This window comes from Pantoea sp. Ft-CA_14, assembly GCF_024520875.1.
In the GTDB taxonomy this organism is placed as follows: domain Bacteria; phylum Pseudomonadota; class Gammaproteobacteria; order Enterobacterales; family Enterobacteriaceae; genus Pantoea; species Pantoea agglomerans.
Genome location: NZ_JALNPM010000003.1, coordinates 1 through 19,462, shown reverse-complemented (window position 1 = coordinate 19,462; position 19,462 = coordinate 1). Strand labels below are relative to the sequence as shown.

The 19,462-nt window shown below is 56.0% G+C and carries 14 protein-coding genes; 8 read left to right on the top strand and 6 right to left on the bottom strand.

Annotation, left to right across the window (positions count from 1 at the left end; all coding sequences use genetic code 11):
* Positions 1-266 precede the first annotated feature (266 nt).
* The 3 genes from betA to betI are packed head-to-tail and all read right to left on the bottom strand — an operon-like array spanning position 267 to position 4,053.
* A complete protein-coding gene (betA, locus tag NR195_RS05900) occupies positions 267-1,949 on the bottom strand; it encodes a choline dehydrogenase (protein WP_010258743.1) in 1,683 nt (560 codons plus the stop codon).
* Positions 1,950-1,972: 23 nt separating this feature from the next.
* Positions 1,973-3,445 (bottom strand): betaine-aldehyde dehydrogenase, encoded by a 1,473-nt coding sequence (gene betB / locus NR195_RS05895; protein ID WP_010670776.1) that lies wholly within the window; start codon positions 3,443-3,445, stop codon positions 1,973-1,975.
* 14 nt (positions 3,446-3,459) lie between these two features.
* Positions 3,460-4,053: a transcriptional regulator BetI gene (gene betI / locus NR195_RS05890; protein WP_010258750.1), complete on the bottom strand. Its 594-nt coding sequence runs from the start codon at positions 4,051-4,053 to the stop codon at positions 3,460-3,462.
* Positions 4,054-4,308: 255 nt separating this feature from the next.
* On the opposite strand from betI, the gene NR195_RS05885 reads away from it, so the two are divergent.
* From NR195_RS05885 to NR195_RS05870, 4 genes are all read left to right on the top strand, one after another.
* A complete protein-coding gene (locus NR195_RS05885; RefSeq protein ID WP_033757898.1) occupies positions 4,309-6,339 on the top strand; it encodes a choline transporter in 2,031 nt (676 codons plus the stop codon).
* Positions 6,340-6,480: 141 nt separating this feature from the next.
* On the top strand, positions 6,481-7,830 hold the full coding sequence (locus NR195_RS05880) for an MFS transporter (protein WP_167423287.1): 1,350 nt from the start codon (positions 6,481-6,483) through the stop codon (positions 7,828-7,830).
* Between the two features lie 147 nt (positions 7,831-7,977).
* A complete protein-coding gene (locus NR195_RS05875; protein ID WP_010258758.1) occupies positions 7,978-8,190 on the top strand; it encodes a DUF1272 domain-containing protein in 213 nt (70 codons plus the stop codon).
* 305 nt (positions 8,191-8,495) lie between these two features.
* Entirely contained in the window at positions 8,496-9,143 is a 648-nt protein-coding gene (locus NR195_RS05870) for a metallophosphoesterase (protein ID WP_010258760.1), read from the top strand.
* 1 nt (position 9,144) lies between these two features.
* On the opposite strand, the gene rsmF is transcribed toward NR195_RS05870, so the two are convergent.
* The 3 genes from rsmF to yebS form a co-directional block, all read right to left on the bottom strand.
* The gene (rsmF, locus tag NR195_RS05865; protein WP_256844282.1) at positions 9,145-10,572 is read right to left on the bottom strand and encodes a 16S rRNA (cytosine(1407)-C(5))-methyltransferase RsmF; all 1,428 of its coding nucleotides are present in this window, start codon (positions 10,570-10,572) and stop codon (positions 9,145-9,147) included.
* A gap of 162 nt (positions 10,573-10,734) precedes the next feature.
* Complete coding sequence (locus tag NR195_RS05860) at positions 10,735-13,368, bottom strand: PqiB family protein (RefSeq protein ID WP_010258767.1); 2,634 nt, start codon at positions 13,366-13,368, stop codon at positions 10,735-10,737.
* Entirely contained in the window at positions 13,337-14,581 is a 1,245-nt protein-coding gene (gene yebS / locus NR195_RS05855; protein WP_022625536.1) for a membrane integrity lipid transport subunit YebS, read from the bottom strand. The genes NR195_RS05860 and yebS overlap by 32 nt, the downstream gene beginning before the upstream one ends.
* 214 nt (positions 14,582-14,795) lie before the next feature.
* On the opposite strand from yebS, the gene NR195_RS05850 reads away from it, so the two are divergent.
* From NR195_RS05850 to htpX, 4 genes are all read left to right on the top strand, one after another.
* Entirely contained in the window at positions 14,796-15,296 is a 501-nt protein-coding gene (locus NR195_RS05850; RefSeq protein WP_033787649.1) for a GAF domain-containing protein, read from the top strand.
* A 96-nt stretch (positions 15,297-15,392) separates the two neighbouring features.
* Positions 15,393-16,094: an RNA chaperone ProQ gene (gene proQ, locus NR195_RS05845; protein ID WP_010258776.1), complete on the top strand. Its 702-nt coding sequence runs from the start codon at positions 15,393-15,395 to the stop codon at positions 16,092-16,094.
* A gap of 19 nt (positions 16,095-16,113) precedes the next feature.
* Positions 16,114-18,153: a carboxy terminal-processing peptidase gene (prc, locus tag NR195_RS05840; protein WP_010670770.1), complete on the top strand. Its 2,040-nt coding sequence runs from the start codon at positions 16,114-16,116 to the stop codon at positions 18,151-18,153.
* Between the two features lie 244 nt (positions 18,154-18,397).
* A complete protein-coding gene (gene htpX, locus NR195_RS05835; protein WP_003852678.1) occupies positions 18,398-19,279 on the top strand; it encodes a protease HtpX in 882 nt (293 codons plus the stop codon).
* Positions 19,280-19,462 lie beyond the last annotated feature (183 nt).

The following is a 19,462-nucleotide window of genomic DNA, read 5'->3' as shown; positions in this document are numbered from 1 at the left end:
TGAACATTCTGCTCATAAAATTTACAACACATCCACATTGTTGCTTCTCATCAGTGGACGGATAGTGCCTCCGGTTAAATAGACGCTGGATTTATAGCATTCTGCACATCACCAAATCAACAGCAGATGCTGCTTTGTTTGATGTCTGTTAAGGTTTGATGATTTGAAAAGGGTGACGTGTGGGAAAGGATGTGTGGTAAACCGTAATGAAAAAAATAGCCGGGCAACAGAAGTGCCCGGCTATTATTAAGTGACGCTGTCACGTATCATTCAGCGCGCTGCGGAACCGTGCGAACGGGCGCATCACCCGCAACATAGTAAGCGGCGGTGCTGCGCGGCAACGGATCGCGTCCACGAATCTTATCGGCAATCTTCTCGCCAATCATGATAGTGGTGGCGTTCAGGTTACCGGTGATGATCAGCGGCATAATCGACGCATCCACTACGCGTAAGCCTTCCAGTCCATGCACACGACCTTCGCCATCAACGACGGACATCGGGTCGTTACCCATCTTACAGGTGCCGCACGGGTGATAAGCGGTTTCGCCGTGGTTACGCACGAACTCATCCAGTTGCTCATCTGTCTGGCAATCCAGTCCCGGACTGATTTCACGGCCACGGTACTTGTCCAGCGCCGGCTGATTAATGATCTGGCGCGTGATGCGAATTGCATCGCGGAACTCATGCCAGTCCTGCTCATGCGACATGTAGTTAAACAGAATGGCCGGATGACGACGCGGATCGCGTGACTTCAGGCGTACATGACCGCGGCTTGGAGAACGCATCGAGCCAACGTGACACTGGAAGCCGTGGGCATCAACCGCGTTGGAACCGTTGTAGTTAATCGCCACCGGCAGGAAGTGATACTGAATGTTCGGCCAGCTGAACTCTTCGCGGCTGCGGATAAAGCCACCCGCTTCAAACTGGTTGCTGGCACCAATACCGGTGCCGTTAAACATCCACTCCGCTCCAATTTTCGGCTGATTCCACCACTTCAGAGCCGGATAGATTGAGACCGGTTCTTTACACTCATACTGAAGATACATCTCCAGATGGTCCTGCAGGTTTTCACCCACGCCCGGCAGGTCGTGAACCAGCGGGATGTCGAACTGTTTCAGCAGCTCAGGAGAACCCACGCCAGAACGCTGCAGGATCTGCGGCGAGGCGATAGCGCCGGCACACAGCAGCACTTCACGGCGCGCGGTCACTTTGTTGATGGTGTTGCTGTCGCCCTGCAGGTACTCCACGCCGACCGCACGCTTGCCATCGAAGATGATGCGATCGGTGGTGGCGTGCGTGATGATCTTCAGGTTGGCGCGGCCTTTGGCCATATCGAGATAGCCACGCGCGGTGCTGGAGCGACGACCGTTTGGTGTGACGGTACGATCCATCGGACCGAAACCTTCCTGCTGATAGCCATTAAGGTCGTCAGTGCGCGGATAACCCGCCTGTACGCCCGCCTCAATCATCGCTTCAAACAGCACGTTATTGCCCGCTTTAGGCGTTGCAACGCACACCGGGCCATCGCCGCCGTGGAAATCATTCGGGCCGATATCGCGGGTTTCCGCTTTACGGTAGTAGGGCAGGCAGTCCAGATAGCTCCAGTTCTCCAGTCCAGGTTCGCTGGCCCAGTTATCGAGATCCATCGCGTTACCGCGGATATAACACATGCCGTTAATCAGTGATGAACCGCCCAGACCTTTGCCGCGACCACACTCCATGCGGCGATTGTTCATGTAAGGCTCTGGCTCGGTTTCATAAGCCCAGTTATAGCGTTTGCCCTGTAACGGGAAGGCGAGGGCCGCAGGCATCTGAGTGCGAAAATCAAAGCGGTAATCCGGGCCGCCCGCTTCCAGCAACAGGACGCTCACGTTGCTCTCTTCGGTCAGACGGGTAGCCAGAACGTTTCCTGCGGATCCGGCTCCAATAATAATGTAATCAAATTCCATTCATCGTTCCTCAGGTTAAGTGATTAAAAGACTGACTGAAAACGCGTCAGCTCAACCTGCACGGACTTCACCTGGGTGTAGCTCTGCAGCGTCATCAGGCCATTCTCACGGCCAATGCCGGAGTGCTTGTAACCCCCCACTGGCATCTCTGCGGCCGATTCGCCCCAGGTATTAATCCAGCAGATACCTGCTTCGATCTGATGAATCACGCGGTGCGCCTTATTGAGATCCTGCGTCACCAGTCCGGCGGCCAGACCAAATTCGGTGTCATTGGCGCGGCGGATCACTTCTTCTTCACTTTCGTAGCTCAGGATCGACATGACCGGTCCGAAGATCTCTTCACGCACAATCTTCATCTCATCACGGCAGTCGGTGAATACGGTTGGTGCAACCCATGCACCCTGGTCGAAATCGCCACCGGTCAGACGTTTGCCGCCGCACAGTACGCGTGCGCCTTCAGCGATGCCGGATTCGATATAACGCATCACATTGTCGCGATGGCTGAAGCTGACCAGCGGACCAAAGTTGGTCGCCGGGTCACGCAGATCGCCTGCCTGAATGCGGGCAACGCGTTCGCTGATTTTCGCCTCGAATGCGGCCTGCAGTTTTGCAGGAATAAAGACGCGGGTGCCGTTGGTGCAGACCTGACCGGAGCTGTAGAAGTTCGCCATCATGGCGATGTCGGCGGCCAGATCGAGATCGGCATCATCAAAGATGATCAGCGGTGATTTACCGCCCAGTTCCATGGTGACCTCTTTCAGCGTTGAACCTGCTGCATTGGCCATCACTTTTTTGCCGCTGACGACGCCACCGGTGAAGGAGACTTTGTCGATGCCAGGATGCTCAGTGAGCAACTGACCGGTGACCGAACCGATGCCCGGCAGCACGTTGAATACGCCATCCGGCAGGCCCGCTTCGGTGTAAATTTCCGCCAGCTTCAGGGCAGTGAGCGGGGTCATTTCACTCGGTTTGAAAATCATCGCGTTACCCGCTGCCAGCGCGGGCGCGGATTTCCACAGGGCGATCTGAATCGGGTAGTTCCAGGCACCGATACCAGCTACCACGCCCAGCGGTTCGCGACGGGTGTAAACAAAGGAGGTTTCACGCAGTGGGATCTGCTGACCTTCCAGCGCCGGAACCAGACCGGCGTAATACTCCAGTACGTCTGCGCCGGTGACGATATCGACCGCTGAGGTTTCGCTGTAAGGCTTACCGGTATCGAGCATTTCCAGCTCTGCCAGCTCATCATTACGCTCACGCAGAATATCGACGGCGCGACGCAGGATGCGCGAGCGCTCCATGGCGGTCATCGCGGCCCAGACTTTCTGGCCTTTTCTGGCGGCAGCAACGGCGCGATTGACATCTTCCTGGCCGGCGGCATGAACCTCTGCCAGCACTTCGCCGTTGACCGGGTTAATCGTCTGGAACGTTTCGCCAGACGCTGCGGCAACATAAGCGCCATCGATGTAGAGTTTCTGCTCGGTGAATCGGGACATGTTTTCTCCTTCCGTTATTCGTGCTCGCCAGCCAGTTGCTGACGGATGAATTGGGTGGTCAGTGTGAGGGCGATGACCGGGTTAAATGGCTTACCGCTCAGCGCGGCGCGCAGCCACAGACCATCTATCAGGGCAGCCAGCCCATGTGCGGCCAGACGTGCCTTCTCCAGCGGCAGTTCACGCCGGAATTCGACCACCAGCGTTGAGTAGAGCCGCCGGCTGCTGACCCGCTCCAGGCGATTAAGCTGGGGCTGATGCATGCTGCTCGACCAGAAGTCGAGCCAGGCTTTCATCACTGCCGTGTGCACCTGGGTATCATCAAAATTACCCTCAACGATGGCACACAACCGCTGTTCTGCAGAGGCACCGGCCAGCGGTTCTAACCGCGACAGTACCGCCTCCCGCAGTTGACGCGTCACATCACGCATCGTGGCTTCCAGTAAGCCGTTCTTATCCTTGAAATAGTGACTGATGATGCCGGTGGATACCCCCGCCCGACGGGCGATCTGGGCGATAGTGGCATCATTAATCCCCACTTCATTAATCGTGCTCAGGGTCGCATCAATCAGTTGCCGACGACGTATCGGCTGCATCCCTACCTTTGGCATAGCTCCAGCTCCACCCTCAAATCGAGCCCCTATTTAAACTTTTTTTGATTGCACGTTCAATATAAAAAGAAACTTTGTTAGGATGCTGTTCTTTAAATGTAGCGAAAGCGAAACGGCAATGAGTGCTAAAATAGGCTGGTTTGCCTGAGCGATTAACAGGAAGTGACAGAACGAAACAGGGCCGCACGGCCGGAAAGCCGTGGACGGCAAGACTTATCCATTGCGTATTTTCAGGACATTAACCAGAGGTAACCGATGAATAATCCACCTGCCGGTGAAAAAGACAGACTCAATCCCGTTGTATTTTATACCTCTGCCGGATTGATTCTGACGTTTTCACTTGTGACGATTCTCTACAGTGAACTGGCCGCGAGCTGGATCCTCAAGGCGGTAAACTGGGTTTCCGCCACCTTCGGCTGGTACTACATGCTGGCTGCCACGCTCTATATTGTTTTTGTGCTCTATATGGCCTGCTCACGCTTTGGTTCGATCAAGCTCGGGCCAGAGCACTCCAAACCCGAGTTCAGCGTCCTTAGCTGGTCTGCCATGCTGTTCGCCGCCGGCATCGGCATCGACCTGATGTTCTTCTCGGTCGCCGAACCGGTGACGCAGTATATGCAGCCGCCGGAGGGGGCAGGGCAGACGATGGAAGCGGCTCGCCAGGCGATGGTCTGGACGCTGTTCCACTACGGATTGACCGGCTGGTCAATGTATGCGTTGATGGGCATCGCGCTGGGCTACTTCAGCTATCGCTATAACCTGCCGCTGACCATCCGTTCCGCGCTCTATCCCATCTTTGGTAAACGCATCTATGGCCCGATTGGCCACACCGTAGATATCGCCGCCGTGGTCGGCACCATCTTTGGTATCGCCACCACGCTCGGCATCGGGGTCGTGCAGCTTAACTATGGCCTCAAAGTGCTGTTTGATATCCCGGAAGGCCTGACCGCGCAGGCTGCGCTGATTGTCCTTTCCGTGGTGATCGCCACCATTTCTGTTACGTCGGGCGTCGATAAAGGGATTCGTTTTCTCTCCGAACTCAACGTGATCATGGCGCTGGGACTGATTCTGTTTGTGCTGTTCTTCGGCAACACCGAGTTCCTGCTGAATGCGCTGGTGCTGAACGTCGGGGATTACATCAATCGCTTCATGGGCATGACGCTCAATACCTTTGCCTTTGATCGTCCGACCCAGTGGATGAACAGCTGGACGCTCTTCTTCTGGGCATGGTGGGTGGCCTGGTCGCCATTCGTCGGCCTGTTCCTGGCGCGTATTTCGCGCGGTCGTACCATCCGCGAGTTCGTGCTGGGCACGCTGATTATTCCGTTCACCTTTACGCTGTTGTGGCTGTCAGTGTTCGGTAATGCCGCGCTGTATCAGATCATCCACGGCAATACGGAGTTTGCGCAGGAAGTGATGAACCATGCGGAGCGCGGCTTCTACAGCCTGCTGGCGCAGTATCCGGCGTTTAAACTCAGCGCCTCGGTTGCGACGATCACCGGTATGCTGTTCTACGTCACCTCGGCGGATTCCGGCTCGCTGGTGCTGGGTAACTTCACCTCGCGACTGAAAGATATCAACAGTGATGCACCGAACTGGCTGCGTATCTTCTGGTCTGTGGCGATTGGGGTACTGACCCTGAGCATGCTGATGACCAACGGTATCACTGCCTTGCAGAACACCACGGTGATCATGGGGCTGCCGTTCAGCTTTGTTATCTTCTTTGTCATGGCGGGGCTGTTTAAATCCCTGAAGATTGAAGATCACCGTCGGGCCAGCGCCACGCGCGACACCGCGCCCTATCTGGCTCATGCGACCGATCGCCTGACCTGGAAGAAGCGTCTGTCGCGCCTGATGAACTACCCTGGCTCGCGTTATACCCAGCAAATGATGGAAAAAACCATCTATCCGGCGATGCAGGAAGTGGCGAAAGAGCTGGAGCTGCGGGATGGCCGGGTCACGCTTGAGAGCGTTGAGGCGGATGAAAGCAACCCGATTGGCTATCTGGATCTGCGCGTCCATCTGGGCGAGGAGCAGGACTTTATCTATCAGGTCTGGCCGCAGCAATATTCGATTCCGGGCTTTACCTATCGCGCCCGCAGCGGTAAGTCGACCTACTACCGGCTGGAAACCTTCCTGATGGAAGGCAGCCAGGGTAATGACTTAATGGATTACAGCAAAGAGCAGGTGATCATCGACATACTGGATCAGTATGAGCGACACCTGAACTTCATCCATCTGAACCGTGAAGCGCCGGGCAGCAACATCAGCTTCCCAAGCGCTTAAATCAGGGCCCGTCAGTGAGCAATTGCTGGCGGGCTTTTTTTTCGCTACCGTCGTCATGAACAATACCGCTTCACCTGCCGAAATCGACTATCTTTAGGGCTTTGCTGGCCTGATGCCTGAAAAGCGTAGACAGGGAGTCATATGGGAAAAATATTCAGTACGTTTCTGCCGCTCTATACCACTACGCTTCTGATGCTGCTGGGTTCCGGTTTACTGACTACCTACGTTTCGTTGCGGCTGGCCAGTGAGCAGGTTAATGGTGCGCTGATCGGCGCGATTATTGCGGCTAACTATATCGGGCTGGTGATTGGCGGCAAAGTGGGGCACAACCTGATTGCCCGCGTCGGCCATATCCGTGCCTACGTGGCCTGTGCCGGGATCATTACCGCCTCGGTTGTAGGTCACGGGCTGACGGACTTTATTCCGCTGTGGGTCTTTCTGCGTCTGATTATCGGGCTCTGCATGATGTGCCAGTACATGGTGCTGGAGAGCTGGCTCAACGATCAGGCGGAATCTTCCCAGCGCGGCATGATTTTCGGCCTCTATATGGTCGCCACCTACCTTGGACTCAGTGGCGGACAGGTGATACTGAGCCTGCAATCGGGGTTTGGGGTGAGCACGCTGCTGATTGTGGCGCTCTGTTTCGCGCTCTGTCTGGTGCCGATTGCACTGACCACCCGCACTCACGTCAGGCCTATGACACCGGCGCCGATGGAGCTGGGCTATTTTATCCGCACTATTCCCAAACTGCTCGGCACCACCCTGGTGACCGGCATGGCGATTGGCGCGTTCTATGGCCTGGCACCGGTTTATGGCAGCAGCAAAGGCTTCACCACCAGCCAGACCGGTTATTTTATGAGTCTCACGATTTTTGCCGGGCTGGTGTCGCAGTTTCCGCTAAGCTGGCTCTCTGATCGCTATGACCGCCAGCGGCTGTTATTCATTATTGCCATGCTCTTTGCCGTGGCCTGCGTGCCGCTGGTGGTGCTGCCGCATCTGACCTTCCACTGGATGATTGGTATCGCCTTTGCCGCCAGCATGATGCAGTTTGCGCTCTATCCATTGCAGGTGGCGCTGGCCAACGATCAGGTCGCCGCCGATCGCCGTGTCTCGCTAACCGCCTGTCTGCTGATGGCGTTTGGTATTGGCGCCAGTATCGGCCCGCTGGTGGTCGGTGCGCTGATGCAGCCGCTGGGCAGTAATATGCTCTATCTCTTCTTTATGCTCTGTGCGCTGGTGATTGGCGGACTGAGTTATGTGCGTGCGCCGGGTCCGCTTCCGACGACCGAAGTACCGTTGCCGCATGTGGTGATGCCTGACAGTCTGGCGACCTCGCCACTGGGTGCCGCGCTGATCCCGACGCTGGAAGAGGAGGTGATTCATGCGTCGATGGGCGGTCAGGAGCCGGAAGAGGAGAGTGCTGAGTTCGATGACACAGCTGACGAAGAGGATTTGCCCGATGACCTTCCTGATGATCAGCGGCACAAATAGCAGCGACAAAGCAGGATGCCACTCGCCGCTGGCTGTACCGTTAAAGCAGGATGTCCGGATCTGACACACTCTTGTCCGGTTGCTGGCTCGACATTCGGGTCAGCAACCGCGAAGCTGGCGCATACCGCTTTTTTAAGGAGTCACACCATGCTGGAACTTCGCCCCAATTGTGAACGCTGCGACGTTGATCTGCCGCCATCTTCTCTGGCGGCACGCATCTGCTCATTTGAATGCACGTTCTGCGCTGACTGTGCTGAACATCTCACTCATCTTTGCCCCAACTGCGGCGGTGAGCTGGTGCGCCGCCCGGTGCGTCCGGCAGAGAAACTGCAGAAATATCCGGCTAAAATGCGTAGCTGATCCCAAATGACTACAGATATGGTGGGGGCAGAATAGCCTGGCGCGCCTGATCGCATTATGATTTATTTCGTCCCTGACAGAGCTACCACCTTAACTGAGTGCCGGAGAAAAGCGCCGGGAGGGACGCACCTTTCACCTCTCTTTAATCGCCTGGCCCGATCTCCTTGCTCCCTTGCTCCCTTGCTCCCTTGCTCCCTTTCAGCCAGCCTCATTTGCATTCTGCTTTCCAGCGCGTCATGCAAGTACAGTGTCGGCCCTGACTATACTCTGAAGATGTTTTCAGCAGACAAAGGCCGGGTGCAGCGATGTATTACCAATCCCTGAATGGCGCAGCGTGGCGACGGATCTGGGTGGTCGGCGATCTGCATGGCTGCCGCCGCGAACTGGATGCGCTGTTGCAGCAGCATCAGTTTGACCCGCAGCAGGACTTACTGATTTCGGTGGGGGATATCATCGATCGCGGGCCCGACAGCCTGGGTTGTCTGGCGCTGCTGGAGGAGCCCTGGTTTCGCTGCGTGCGGGGGAATCATGAGGAGATGGCGCTATCAGCATTACAGGGGCAGGAAATGGCGCTCTGGCAGATGAACGGTGGCGACTGGTTCTTTCGGCTGCGTGGTGCAGCATTGATTGCGGCGCGTCACGCGTTGCAGCGTTGCCGTGAGCTGCCGCTGATTCTCCATCTGCAGCTCGATGAGCGAATTATTGTGATTGCTCATGCTGATTATCCGGCCCGGGAATATGCGTTGAATAAGCCACTCGACTGGCAGCAGGTGGTCTGGAGCCGTCAGCGGCTGGAGGCGATGGAGTCAGGCGAACGGGCGGGCATCCGTGGCGCAGACGCCTTTTACTTCGGACACACGCCGCTGAAACAGTCGCTGACGATTGCCAATCTGCACTACATCGATACCGGCGCAGTGTTTGGCAATCATCTGACGATGCTGCAAATAAAGTGACTCAGCGGAACAGGCGTCCGTCGCGCACCAGCTCCCGCGGATAGCTGTTCTTGATACGGCTGCCGACTTTTTTAGCCAGCCCCAGCGGCTGCTGCTGATAAGTGACAATCATCTCATTACGGGTAGGTTCCGTTTCCGGGTAGATATCCCGGCCGCGATACCACTCTTCCGCCTCTGCTGCGGTGAGCTCAAAAGTCTGCGCCGCATCCGGTTTTGCCAGCGCAATCACCGCTTCATGCTGCCAGCGATAGCCTTTAGCAAAAGTTTCTGCCAGCTTCAGGCCGATGCGCGAGAACCGCACTTTGCCCAGCAGCGGGGTGACGGCCTTCGGGAACAGCCAGATCTCTTTATCACGCTGCCACAGCTCCAGCGACGCATCCCATTTAAGAGAGACAGCAGCGGCGGCCTGGGCTATCTCACTTTCCAGCTTGCGGCTGAGGTGGGAGAAGGGCAGTTTACCCACTTTGTAGCCCGGCAGCGGTAAGGGCTCGACCGACGCAGTTTTACGCAGCCGCGCAACGAAAAAGCCTTCACTGTCGAACATCTGCGGGAAGACATGCAGATAGCCCTCGGGCGTCGCGGCCTGTCCGGCACCTTCAAACAGCCCATCGAGCGCTACAACCTCAACAGCGTCCGGATAGCGCTCCAGCAGCCAGGCAATGACCTGCTGATTCTCAATCTGATTCAGGGTACAGGTGGAGTAAACCAGCGTGCCGCCGGGTTTGAGTGCATGAAAGGCACTGTCGAGCAGATCGCGCTGGGTCGCGGCGATCTCATGCGTACTTGCCAGCGACCAGTTTTTCAGCGCATCAGCATCTTTGCGAATCACCCCTTCGCCTGAGCAGGGAGCGTCGAGCAGGATGGCGTCGAACTGTTCCGGCAGGGCTGGCCCGAAGACCCGCGCGTCAAAGTGCGTTAAGGCACTGTTGCTGACGCCGCAGCGGCTGATATTGGCGTGCAATACTTTTACCCGGCTGGAGGAGAATTCGTTAGCCAGGATAACGCCCTGATTGCCCATCCGCGCAGCAATCTGGGTCGTTTTAGAACCCGGTGCCGCCGCCATATCCATCACGGCGCTGACCTCTGACTGAGCATCAAACAGCGCGGTCACCGGCAGCATGGAGCTGGCCTCCTGAATGTAGAACAGGCCACTGAGATGCTCAGCCACGCTGCCCAGCGGCAGGCTCTCATCTTCCCGGCTGAGCCAGAATCCCTCTTCGCACCACGGCACCGGCGTCAGCTGCCAGTCATAACCCGCGGTCTGACTCAGAAAGTCAGCCACGCTGATTTTCAGGGTATTGACGCGAATACTGCGGCGCAGGGGTTGCTGACTGTAGGCAATAAATTGCGCGAGGCTCGCCTCATCGGGCAGGCTCTGGCGAATTAACGAGAGAAAATCGGCGGGGAAAAGCGAAGAAGCATCTGACACGGGCACATTCCAGTTAAGGCAAAGGCGGCAGTGTACCATGAGGAAAGGAAACGGGCAGCCAGGCTGCCCGTTTGAGGGAGTGAATAAGGCGTATGATCCCTGAGCCGGTGCTGACTTTAAACGCCTAAAAGGGCAGAACAGTCTGCCCGTTTGAGATAGCGTTTAGCGCGGAGACGGGATCGCCGTTCCCCAGTTACGCCAATCTTTCGGCGCTTCATCCTGCAGCAGGAAGTGTTTATCCGGGTTGGCCTGCGGCGCCAGCGGCACCGTCGGCGGCGTCGCAAACTGAATGCCACCGCGAATAAACTGCTGGAAGGTCCCGGTTTTCACTACGCCACCCACCAGACCGAAGTCCAGGTTATAGCCAGATGCCAGCCAGAACACCGAGTTATTACGCACCAGATGCTGGTACTTCTTACTGATGCGCAGGGCGATCTGCACACGATCCGCCATATTACCCAGTGAGGTGCCGGTCACGGTACCCACTTCCACACCACGGAACAGCACCGGCGTACCCAGCGACAGTGAACCGGCCTCAGTGGCATCAACATAAATGTTCAGGCCATTAAGGTAGCGGGAGTCGGTAATGGTGCTCTCCTGCAGCTCAAACGTGCGCGCGGCGCCACCTTTACCGGGATCCACGTTGACGTAAGGCTGCAACAGGGTTTCCAGATGATTCACGCCGGTAGCAGAAATCTCCGGTGAAACCACCGAGAAACGGCTGCCGAGACGGGCGAAATCGTTCACATACTCCGGATAGAGTACCGCTTTCGCCACCACCTGATTGTTATCTTTGCTTAACGACAGTGACTCCACCTGGCCGACATTAATACCCAGGTAACGAATCGGCATTCCGGCAGAGAGTTTGCTGGCGTCATAGGTGTGCAGCGTAATCTGGCTACCCACCGCGCGGGCGGCGGTTTCAGACGGATAGAGGACGCGTTTGGCCCCTTTGGCCGACTGCGCACCACTCATATTGTCGAAACTGATCGCGCCTTTCAGTGCGCGGTTAAGCGGCGATGCCTGCACCGTCAGGCCGCTGCCGTTAAGGCTGACGCGTGCGCCACCCTCAGCCCAGAACACGCTTTCGCTGGTCAGCAGCTTGCGATATTCCGGCTGAATATGTACCGCAATATCAAAGGCGTCAGCGCGCGGCGTGACTTTGACAATCTCACCCACCTGAAATTTGCGGTAAAGCACGACAGAGCCGGCCTGCACGTCAGGCAGACTGTTGGCGGTCAGCATCAGCGTGGTAGAAGGGCCATCGCCGGTAATGCCTTCTTCCGCTTTTTCAGCATCGGCAAACAGCGGATAGGCACTTTTTGGCTCACCCTTTTTGCCCGGATCCAGCCGGATACCGCCATCCACCCATTCACGGGCGCTGGCACCTAATACCTGCATGCCATCAAGACCGAACTTCACATCCAGCCGACTGTTAACGATAAATTTGCTGTCGCCATGCACCAGATTGCGATTTTCAGGATTGACCGCCACCACGAAATTCACGCCATTTTCATCCAGCGTACGCGACATCACCTGACCAATCTGCATGCCGTGCAGCATCAGCGGCTGGCCCTGATCGATACCATAGCTCTCTGGCGCGCTGAGTTTTACCGTCAGCACATTGGGCTTCTGCAGCAGAGTCTCATTGGACGCCAGCACGGTGTAGTGCTGCTGCGGCTCGCCTTCACCTGGCACCAGTTCCAGCGTGTTGCCGGTCAGTAGCGCGCTGAGGCTGGTATCCGTCAGGCTGATTTTCGGACTGTGCATCTCAATGCGGGTGCCGCTGCGCATCAGACCGACAACAGAGGGATCGATGGTCAGCTCGCCGGTGACCTTGCCGCCATCCTGCAGGTTCAGTTTGGTCAGCGTGCCGACTTCCAGTCCCTGATACATCAGCGGGGTGCTGCCCGCCTTGAGATTGTTGCCGTTAGGCAGATCCAGTGTGATCTGCACGCCGCGCTGACTATGTGCCAGATCGGGGTAGAGCCGGTAATTCTGCTCAGCTTTGGCCGTTTCCGCACCCTGTGGCGAGTCAAACGCGATCGCGCCATTGACCAGCGCCGCCAGACTCTCCAGCTGCACTTTAGCCCCGCTCAGGCTGACGTCAGCATTCATGCCTGACACATTCCAGAAACGGCTGTTGGTTTTCACCAGATTGATAAAGCGACGGTCAATCAGCACATCAATCGACACGCCATCGGATTTGCTGTTAATGCTGTAGTCATAGACCCGGCCAACCGGAATTTTGCGGTAATAGACCAGCGAGCCGGTGTTGAGCGAGCCGAGATCGGGCGCATGCAGATGGATCATCAATTCGCCGGTATTCACCCGATACTTGGGCTGCGTATCCAGCGCGGTGAACGACTCGCTGGGTTTACCTTTACCCGGCATCATCCCGATGTAGTTACCGCCGACCAGCGCATCCAGCCCCGACACACCCGCCAGCGAGGCTTTAGGCGTCACCAGCCAGAACTGCGTATCTTCACGCAGCGCATCGCGCATGTCGCTCTTGATGCTGGCTTTAATCTGAATGCTGCGATAATCATCACTGAGATTAATGCCCTGCACGGTGCCCACTTCCACGCCCTGATAGCGGATCGGGGTGCGACCCGGCACGATACCATCCGCCGTCTGGAAATTGATGGTGATGGTGGTGCCGCGCTCCTGATAATTGGTCCAGAGCAGCCAGCAGGCGATCAGCATCGCAATAATCGGCAGCAGCCAGAAGGGCGAAATTTTGCGCTTATTACGCAGCGTTGCGTTAGTCGGTGTAGTCGGCGTTTCCTGTTGCATGTGCATCCCAGAGCAGGCGGCTGTCCAGCCACTCAACAGACATAATGGTCAGGATGACGGCCGCGCCAAAAAACAGCGCCGCCGGTCCCATGGTAAAAGCCAGCAGCTGATCACGGTTGACCAGCGACATGGTTAACGAAATGACAAACAGATCGAGCATTGACCAGCGGCCAACCCAGGTGACAAACCGTAGCAAGCGGATGCGGGTTCTCAGCCCCTGTTCACAGCGAAAATGAATGCTGAGCAGCAGAGTCAGCATCACCAGCACCTTGATAAACGGCACCAGAATACTGGCGATAAAAACAATCGCCGCCACCGGAATATTGCCTTCGCCCAGCCCCAGGATACCGGAGAAGATGGTGTCCTCACGCCGTGAGCCATTAAGATAGACCACGGAGATCGGCATCAGATTTGCGGGGATCAACAGCACAATCGATGCGATGAGCGCGGCCCAGGATTTCTGCAGGCTGTGGCGGCGTCGGAAGTCGAGCGGCGTGTGGCAGCGCGGGCAGCGGCCCCGTTCATCGGGTATGCTGGTGTTGTGACAGTTCAGGCAGACCTGCATATCGTCACGGGCCATATTGCCAGGCGTCTGCGGGTAGAAATGCTCCCACAGCTGCTCCATATTCAGATGGATCAGTGTCAGCACGCTCAGCACCGTCAGGGCGATGTAAGCCGCCAGCCCGTAGCCAATCTCCAGCGAAGCATAGTCCTGCACTTTAATTGACGCCACGGCGATGCCGATCAGATAGATATCGAGCATCACCCACTCTTTCAGCTTCTCCAGCATCAGCAGCACGGGACGCAGGTTCATGCCCAGCCGGTGGCCGATACCGAGATAACAGATACCCGCCACCAGCGTCACCGGCGCGCCGATGGTGCAGAACGCCACCATTGAGGCCGTCAGTACATCACCCTGCTGGGTCATCTGGATGATGCCTTCCAGTACGCTGGCATTGATGCGCATGCCAAGCAGCCGGATATCTACCAGCGGCAGGGAAAAAGCAAAGGGCATTAACACAATCATGGTGGCGGCCATCGCCATAAGACGGGTCATCGGCCAGTCGCGACCACTGAGAATTTCGGCGTTACAGCGTGGGCAATGTGCCGACTGATGAGATTTCACATCCGGTAAGGAAAAAAGGGTATCGCATTGCGGGCAACGCTGATAACGTGCGTGAGGCAATGTCTGGCTGATAGCGTGAATTTTCATAGGGTGATGCAATCTTCGCTCTTCAGAAGTAACAGATATCGGTCATAAAGACATTGTCTGTGTGCCTGTCTCGGGCATCACGCTTCGATCCACAGAATGCTAAGGGTATAGCAACTAACGCTATGATTCACCTTGTGGCTCTGGATATTTAAAACTTATTTTTAACGAACGGTCTTTAATGCCCCGTTCAGATGTCATTGGTAACGGTTAAATAATGAACAAAACTGCCTTTTACGCCGATTTGAATCGCGATATGCGCGCCTTACTGGCGGGAGAAACGGCGTTCCTCGCCGCGATGGGAAACTTTAGCGCGCTGCTGTACGAACGTCTCGATGGCGTGAACTGGGCAGGTTTCTACCTGCTGACGGAAGCGAATACGCTGGTGCTGGGCCCGTTCCAGGGCAAAATCGCCTGTGTGCGCATTCCGGTCGGTAAAGGTGTGTGTGGCACGGCGCTGGCAGAAGAAAAAGTGCAACGCGTAGATGATGTGCATGCCTTCCCGGGCCACATCGCCTGTGACGCTGCCAGCAATGCTGAGATTGTGATTCCTCTGAAAGTGAATGGCACTGTGGTTGGGGTGCTGGACATCGACAGCGTGGCGTACAATCGCTTTGACAGCGACGACGAATCGGGGCTGGTCACACTGACTGATGGGCTTTGTGAAGTGCTTGCGAACAGCGACTTAGAAAAATATCTGCAGCTGACGCGCAGCTAATCGACTGGATCACATGGCATTTAGCGATGTTGTCATTATAATGTCGCCTGTTCATGCCTGCGCTGGTCGGCAAACCCGTTGTAATCAGGAAATTTCATGGAAAATCAACCTAAGTTGAATAGCAGTAAAGAAGTCATCACTTTTCTGGCGGAGCGCTTTCCGCACTGCTTTAGCGCTGAAGGTGAAGCGCGTCCGCTCAAAATCGGTATCTTTCAGGATCTGGTCGAGCGTGTTCAGGGCGAAATGGGTCTGAGCAAAACACAGCTGCGTTCCGCGCTGCGTCTCTATACGTCAAGCTGGCGTTATCTGTACGGCATCAAAGCTGGTGCTATCCGTGTCGATCTCGACGGTAACGCCTGTGGCGTGCTGGATGAGCAACACGTTGAGCATGCACGCAAGCAACTGGAAGAAGCGAAAGCACGCGTCCAGGCGCAGCGTGACCAGCAGCGCGCCGCGCGTCGTGAAGCAGGCGAAAGCGAAGAGGGCGCGGCACCGCGTCGTCCACGCAAGCCCGCGGCACGTAAGCCTGCAGAAGGCGAAGCCGCGCGTAAACCGCGTCCGCAGACCACTGCACCGCGTGCGACCGCCTCACAGCATCGCAAGCCAGCCCCACGTCCGGAGCAGGAAGCCCGACCCATCACTGATACCTCAACTTTGCAACCCGGCCAGAGTATTAAAGTTAAAGCAGGCAAAAGTGCGATGGACGCTACCGTTCTTGAAGTATCAAAAGACGGCGTTCGGGTCCAGCTCGCTTCCGGCATGGCAATGATTGTGCGCGCAGAACACTTGCAGTTCTGAAACGGAGGCTAACCCCGGCATGAACACCCTTTTTAAAGTTGGACTTATTGCGGGCCTGCTATTAGCAGGCCCAACCTTCGGCGCGGAGAACATTACCCGAGCCGATCAGATTCCCCAGCTTCACGAAGATCCGCAGGATCCGACGGTCAGTGAGCGCGTAACCTCGCGCTTTACCCGTTCCCACTATCGCCAGTTCGACCTGGATCAGAACTTTTCAGCGAAAATTTTTGATCGCTATCTGAACATGCTCGACTACAGCCACAATGTGCTGCTGGCGTCAGATGTGGCGCAGTTTGCCAGCAAAAAAACCACCGTCGGCGATGAGCTGCGCAGTGGCAAGCTGGATCTCTTTTACGATATTTATAATCTGGCGCAGAAACGCCGTTTTGAGCGCTATCAATATGCGCTGACGGTGCTGGCTCGTCCGATGAATTTCAGCGGCAATGACACTATCGACATTGACCGCGCGAAAGCACCCTGGCCGAAAGATCAGTCTGAACTGAATGCGCTGTGGGATGCCAAGGTCAAATATGATCAGTTGAGTCTGAAGCTGGCGGGCAAAGATGATAACGAGATCCGCGACGTTCTGACCAAGCGTTACAACTTCGCTATCCGTCGTCTGGCCCAGAGCAACGGTGAAGATGTTTTCCAGCTGGTGATGAACGCTTTTGCCCGCGAAATCGATCCGCACACCAGCTATCTGTCGCCGCGTAACACCGAGCAGTTCAACACCGAGATGAGCCTGTCACTGGAAGGCATCGGTGCGGTTCTGCAGATGGATGACGACTATACGGTGATTAACTCGATGGTCGCAGGCGGCCCGGCCGCGAAAAGCAAAGCCATTACCGTTGGCGATCGCATCGTCGGTGTGGGTCAGCCAGGCAAGCCGATGGAAGATGTGATCGGCTGGCGTCTGGATGATGTCGTGGCAAAAATTAAAGGACCAAAGGGCAGCAAAGTGCGCCTGGAAGTTCTGCCAGCCGGTAAGGGTACCAAAACCCGTACTGTGACGCTGACGCGTGAGAAAATCCGTCTGGAAGATCGCGCGGTTAAATTGACCATCAAAAATGTCGGCAAGCAGAAAGTGGGCGTGCTCGATATTCCTGGTTTCTATGTCGGCCTCACCGACGACGTGAAAGTACAGCTGCAGAAACTGCAGAAACAGAACGTCGACAGTGTGGTAATCGATCTGCGTACTAACGGCGGCGGCGCGCTGACCGAAGCAGTCTCGCTTTCCGGTCTGTTTATTCCGAGTGGTCCGGTGGTTCAGGTACGCGACAACAATGGTCGGGTTCGTGAAGACAGCGATAACGACGGCGTTGTCTACTACAAAGGACCGCTGGTGGTGCTGGTCGATCGCTTCAGCGCCTCAGCTTCTGAGATCTTTGCTGCCGCGATGCAGGATTACGGTCGCGCGGTGATTGTTGGCGAGCCAACCTTTGGTAAAGGCACCGTTCAGCAGTATCGCTCCCTGAACCGCATCTACGATCAGATGCTGCGTCCGGAGTGGCCTGCGTTAGGCTCCGTTTCTTACACTATTCAGAAGTTCTATCGCATTAACGGCGGCAGTACACAGCGTAAAGGCGTCACGCCGGATCTGCTGATGCCAACCGGCGTTGAAGCGGCTGAAACCGGTGAGAAATTTGAGGATAACGCACTGCCGTGGGACAGCATCAAAGCGGCGACCTATGTCAAAACCGGTGATGTGAAACCGCTGGTGGTGCAGCTGACTAAGCAGCATGCTGACCGCATTGCTCAGGATCGCGAGTTCCAGTACATCATGAAGGACATTGCCCGTTACAATGCCCTGAAAGATAAGCGCAACATCGTGTCGCTTAATCTTGCTCAGCGCGAGAAAGAGAACCACGAAGATGATGCGTCTCGTCTGGAGCGGATCAACGCGCGCTATCAGGCCGAAGGCAAAAAACCGCTGAAAAACCTGGATGAGTTGCCGAAAGATTATAAAGAGCCGGATCCCTATCTTGATGAGACGGTGAAGATCGCTAACGATCTTGCGCAGCTGGAGAAATCCCAGCCAGAGGCGCCAGCGGCTAAATAATCCGCTGTTGCCAGAAAAAGCACCGCTCAGCGGTGCTTTTTTTTGTACTCAGAAAAGTTTCCAGTAAGCAATGATTAGCGCTGGTGAAGGTGCCTGAAGGCTGGGCTCCTCATCAGGCGTGTCAGAATGTAAAGTTATGTCTTTTTAGGCACTTAAACGTTAAGGTTGCTTGAAAAGCAGCCCAATGCCCATAGGATATGGATCCGCGTATAGGCGCGTGAACTACTGAGGAAGATTAACAAAAATGATGCGTATTGCTCTTTTCCTGATGACCAACCTGGCTGTGATGTTGGTATTCGGGCTGATTCTCAGCCTGACAGGGATCCAGTCAAGCAGTGTTCAGGGCCTGATGATCATGGCAGGCCTGTTTGGCTTCGGCGGTGCGTTTGTTTCACTGCTGATGTCGAAGTGGATGGCACTGCGATCGGTTGGCGGTGAAGTGATTGAACAGCCACGCAACGAAACCGAGCGCTGGCTGGTGGATACAATTGGCCGTCAGGCACAGCAGGCGGGTATTGCGATGCCGCAGGTGGCGATCTATCACGCACCTGACATCAACGCCTTTGCGACTGGCGCACGGCGTAACGCCTCACTGGTTGCTGTCTCAACCGGTCTGCTGCAGAACATGAGCCGTGATGAAGCGGAAGCGGTGCTGGCACACGAAGTGTCACACATCGCCAACGGCGACATGATCACCATGACGCTGATCCAGGGTGTGGTGAACACCTTTGTGATTTTCGTTTCACGTATTCTGGCGCAGATCGCGGCGGGCTTTATGTCTGGCAACCGTGATGGTGAGGAGAGCAGCAACGGCAACCCGCTGGTCTACTTTGCGGTGTCGATGGTGCTGGAACTGGTGTTTGGTATTCTCGCCAGCATCATCACCATGTGGTTCTCGCGTCACCGTGAGTTCCATGCCGATGCCGGTTCAGCGAAGCTGGTAGGTCGTGAGAAGATGATTGCGGCGTTACAACGCCTGAAAACCAGCTACGAACCGCAGGAGCCGAGCAGCATGATGGCGTTCTGTATCAACGGTAAGGGCAAATCGTTCAGCGAGCTGTTTATGTCGCATCCGCCATTAGATAAGCGTATTGAAGCACTGCGCAGCGGTCAGTATCTGAAGTAGCGTTAAGCAGAGCAAAAAAGGCGACCCTGGGTCTAATGCTGGTCAGTTAAGATTAGATTTGTAAAGGCTGTCACGGTCAAACGTGGCAGCTTTTTTTATGGGCGAACGAGCCTCAGTGCGGGCCAGCGCACCTCTGCTGCTGCCGGGCCGTCCTCGCGCCGCTCACGCGGTACCTTCGGCTTT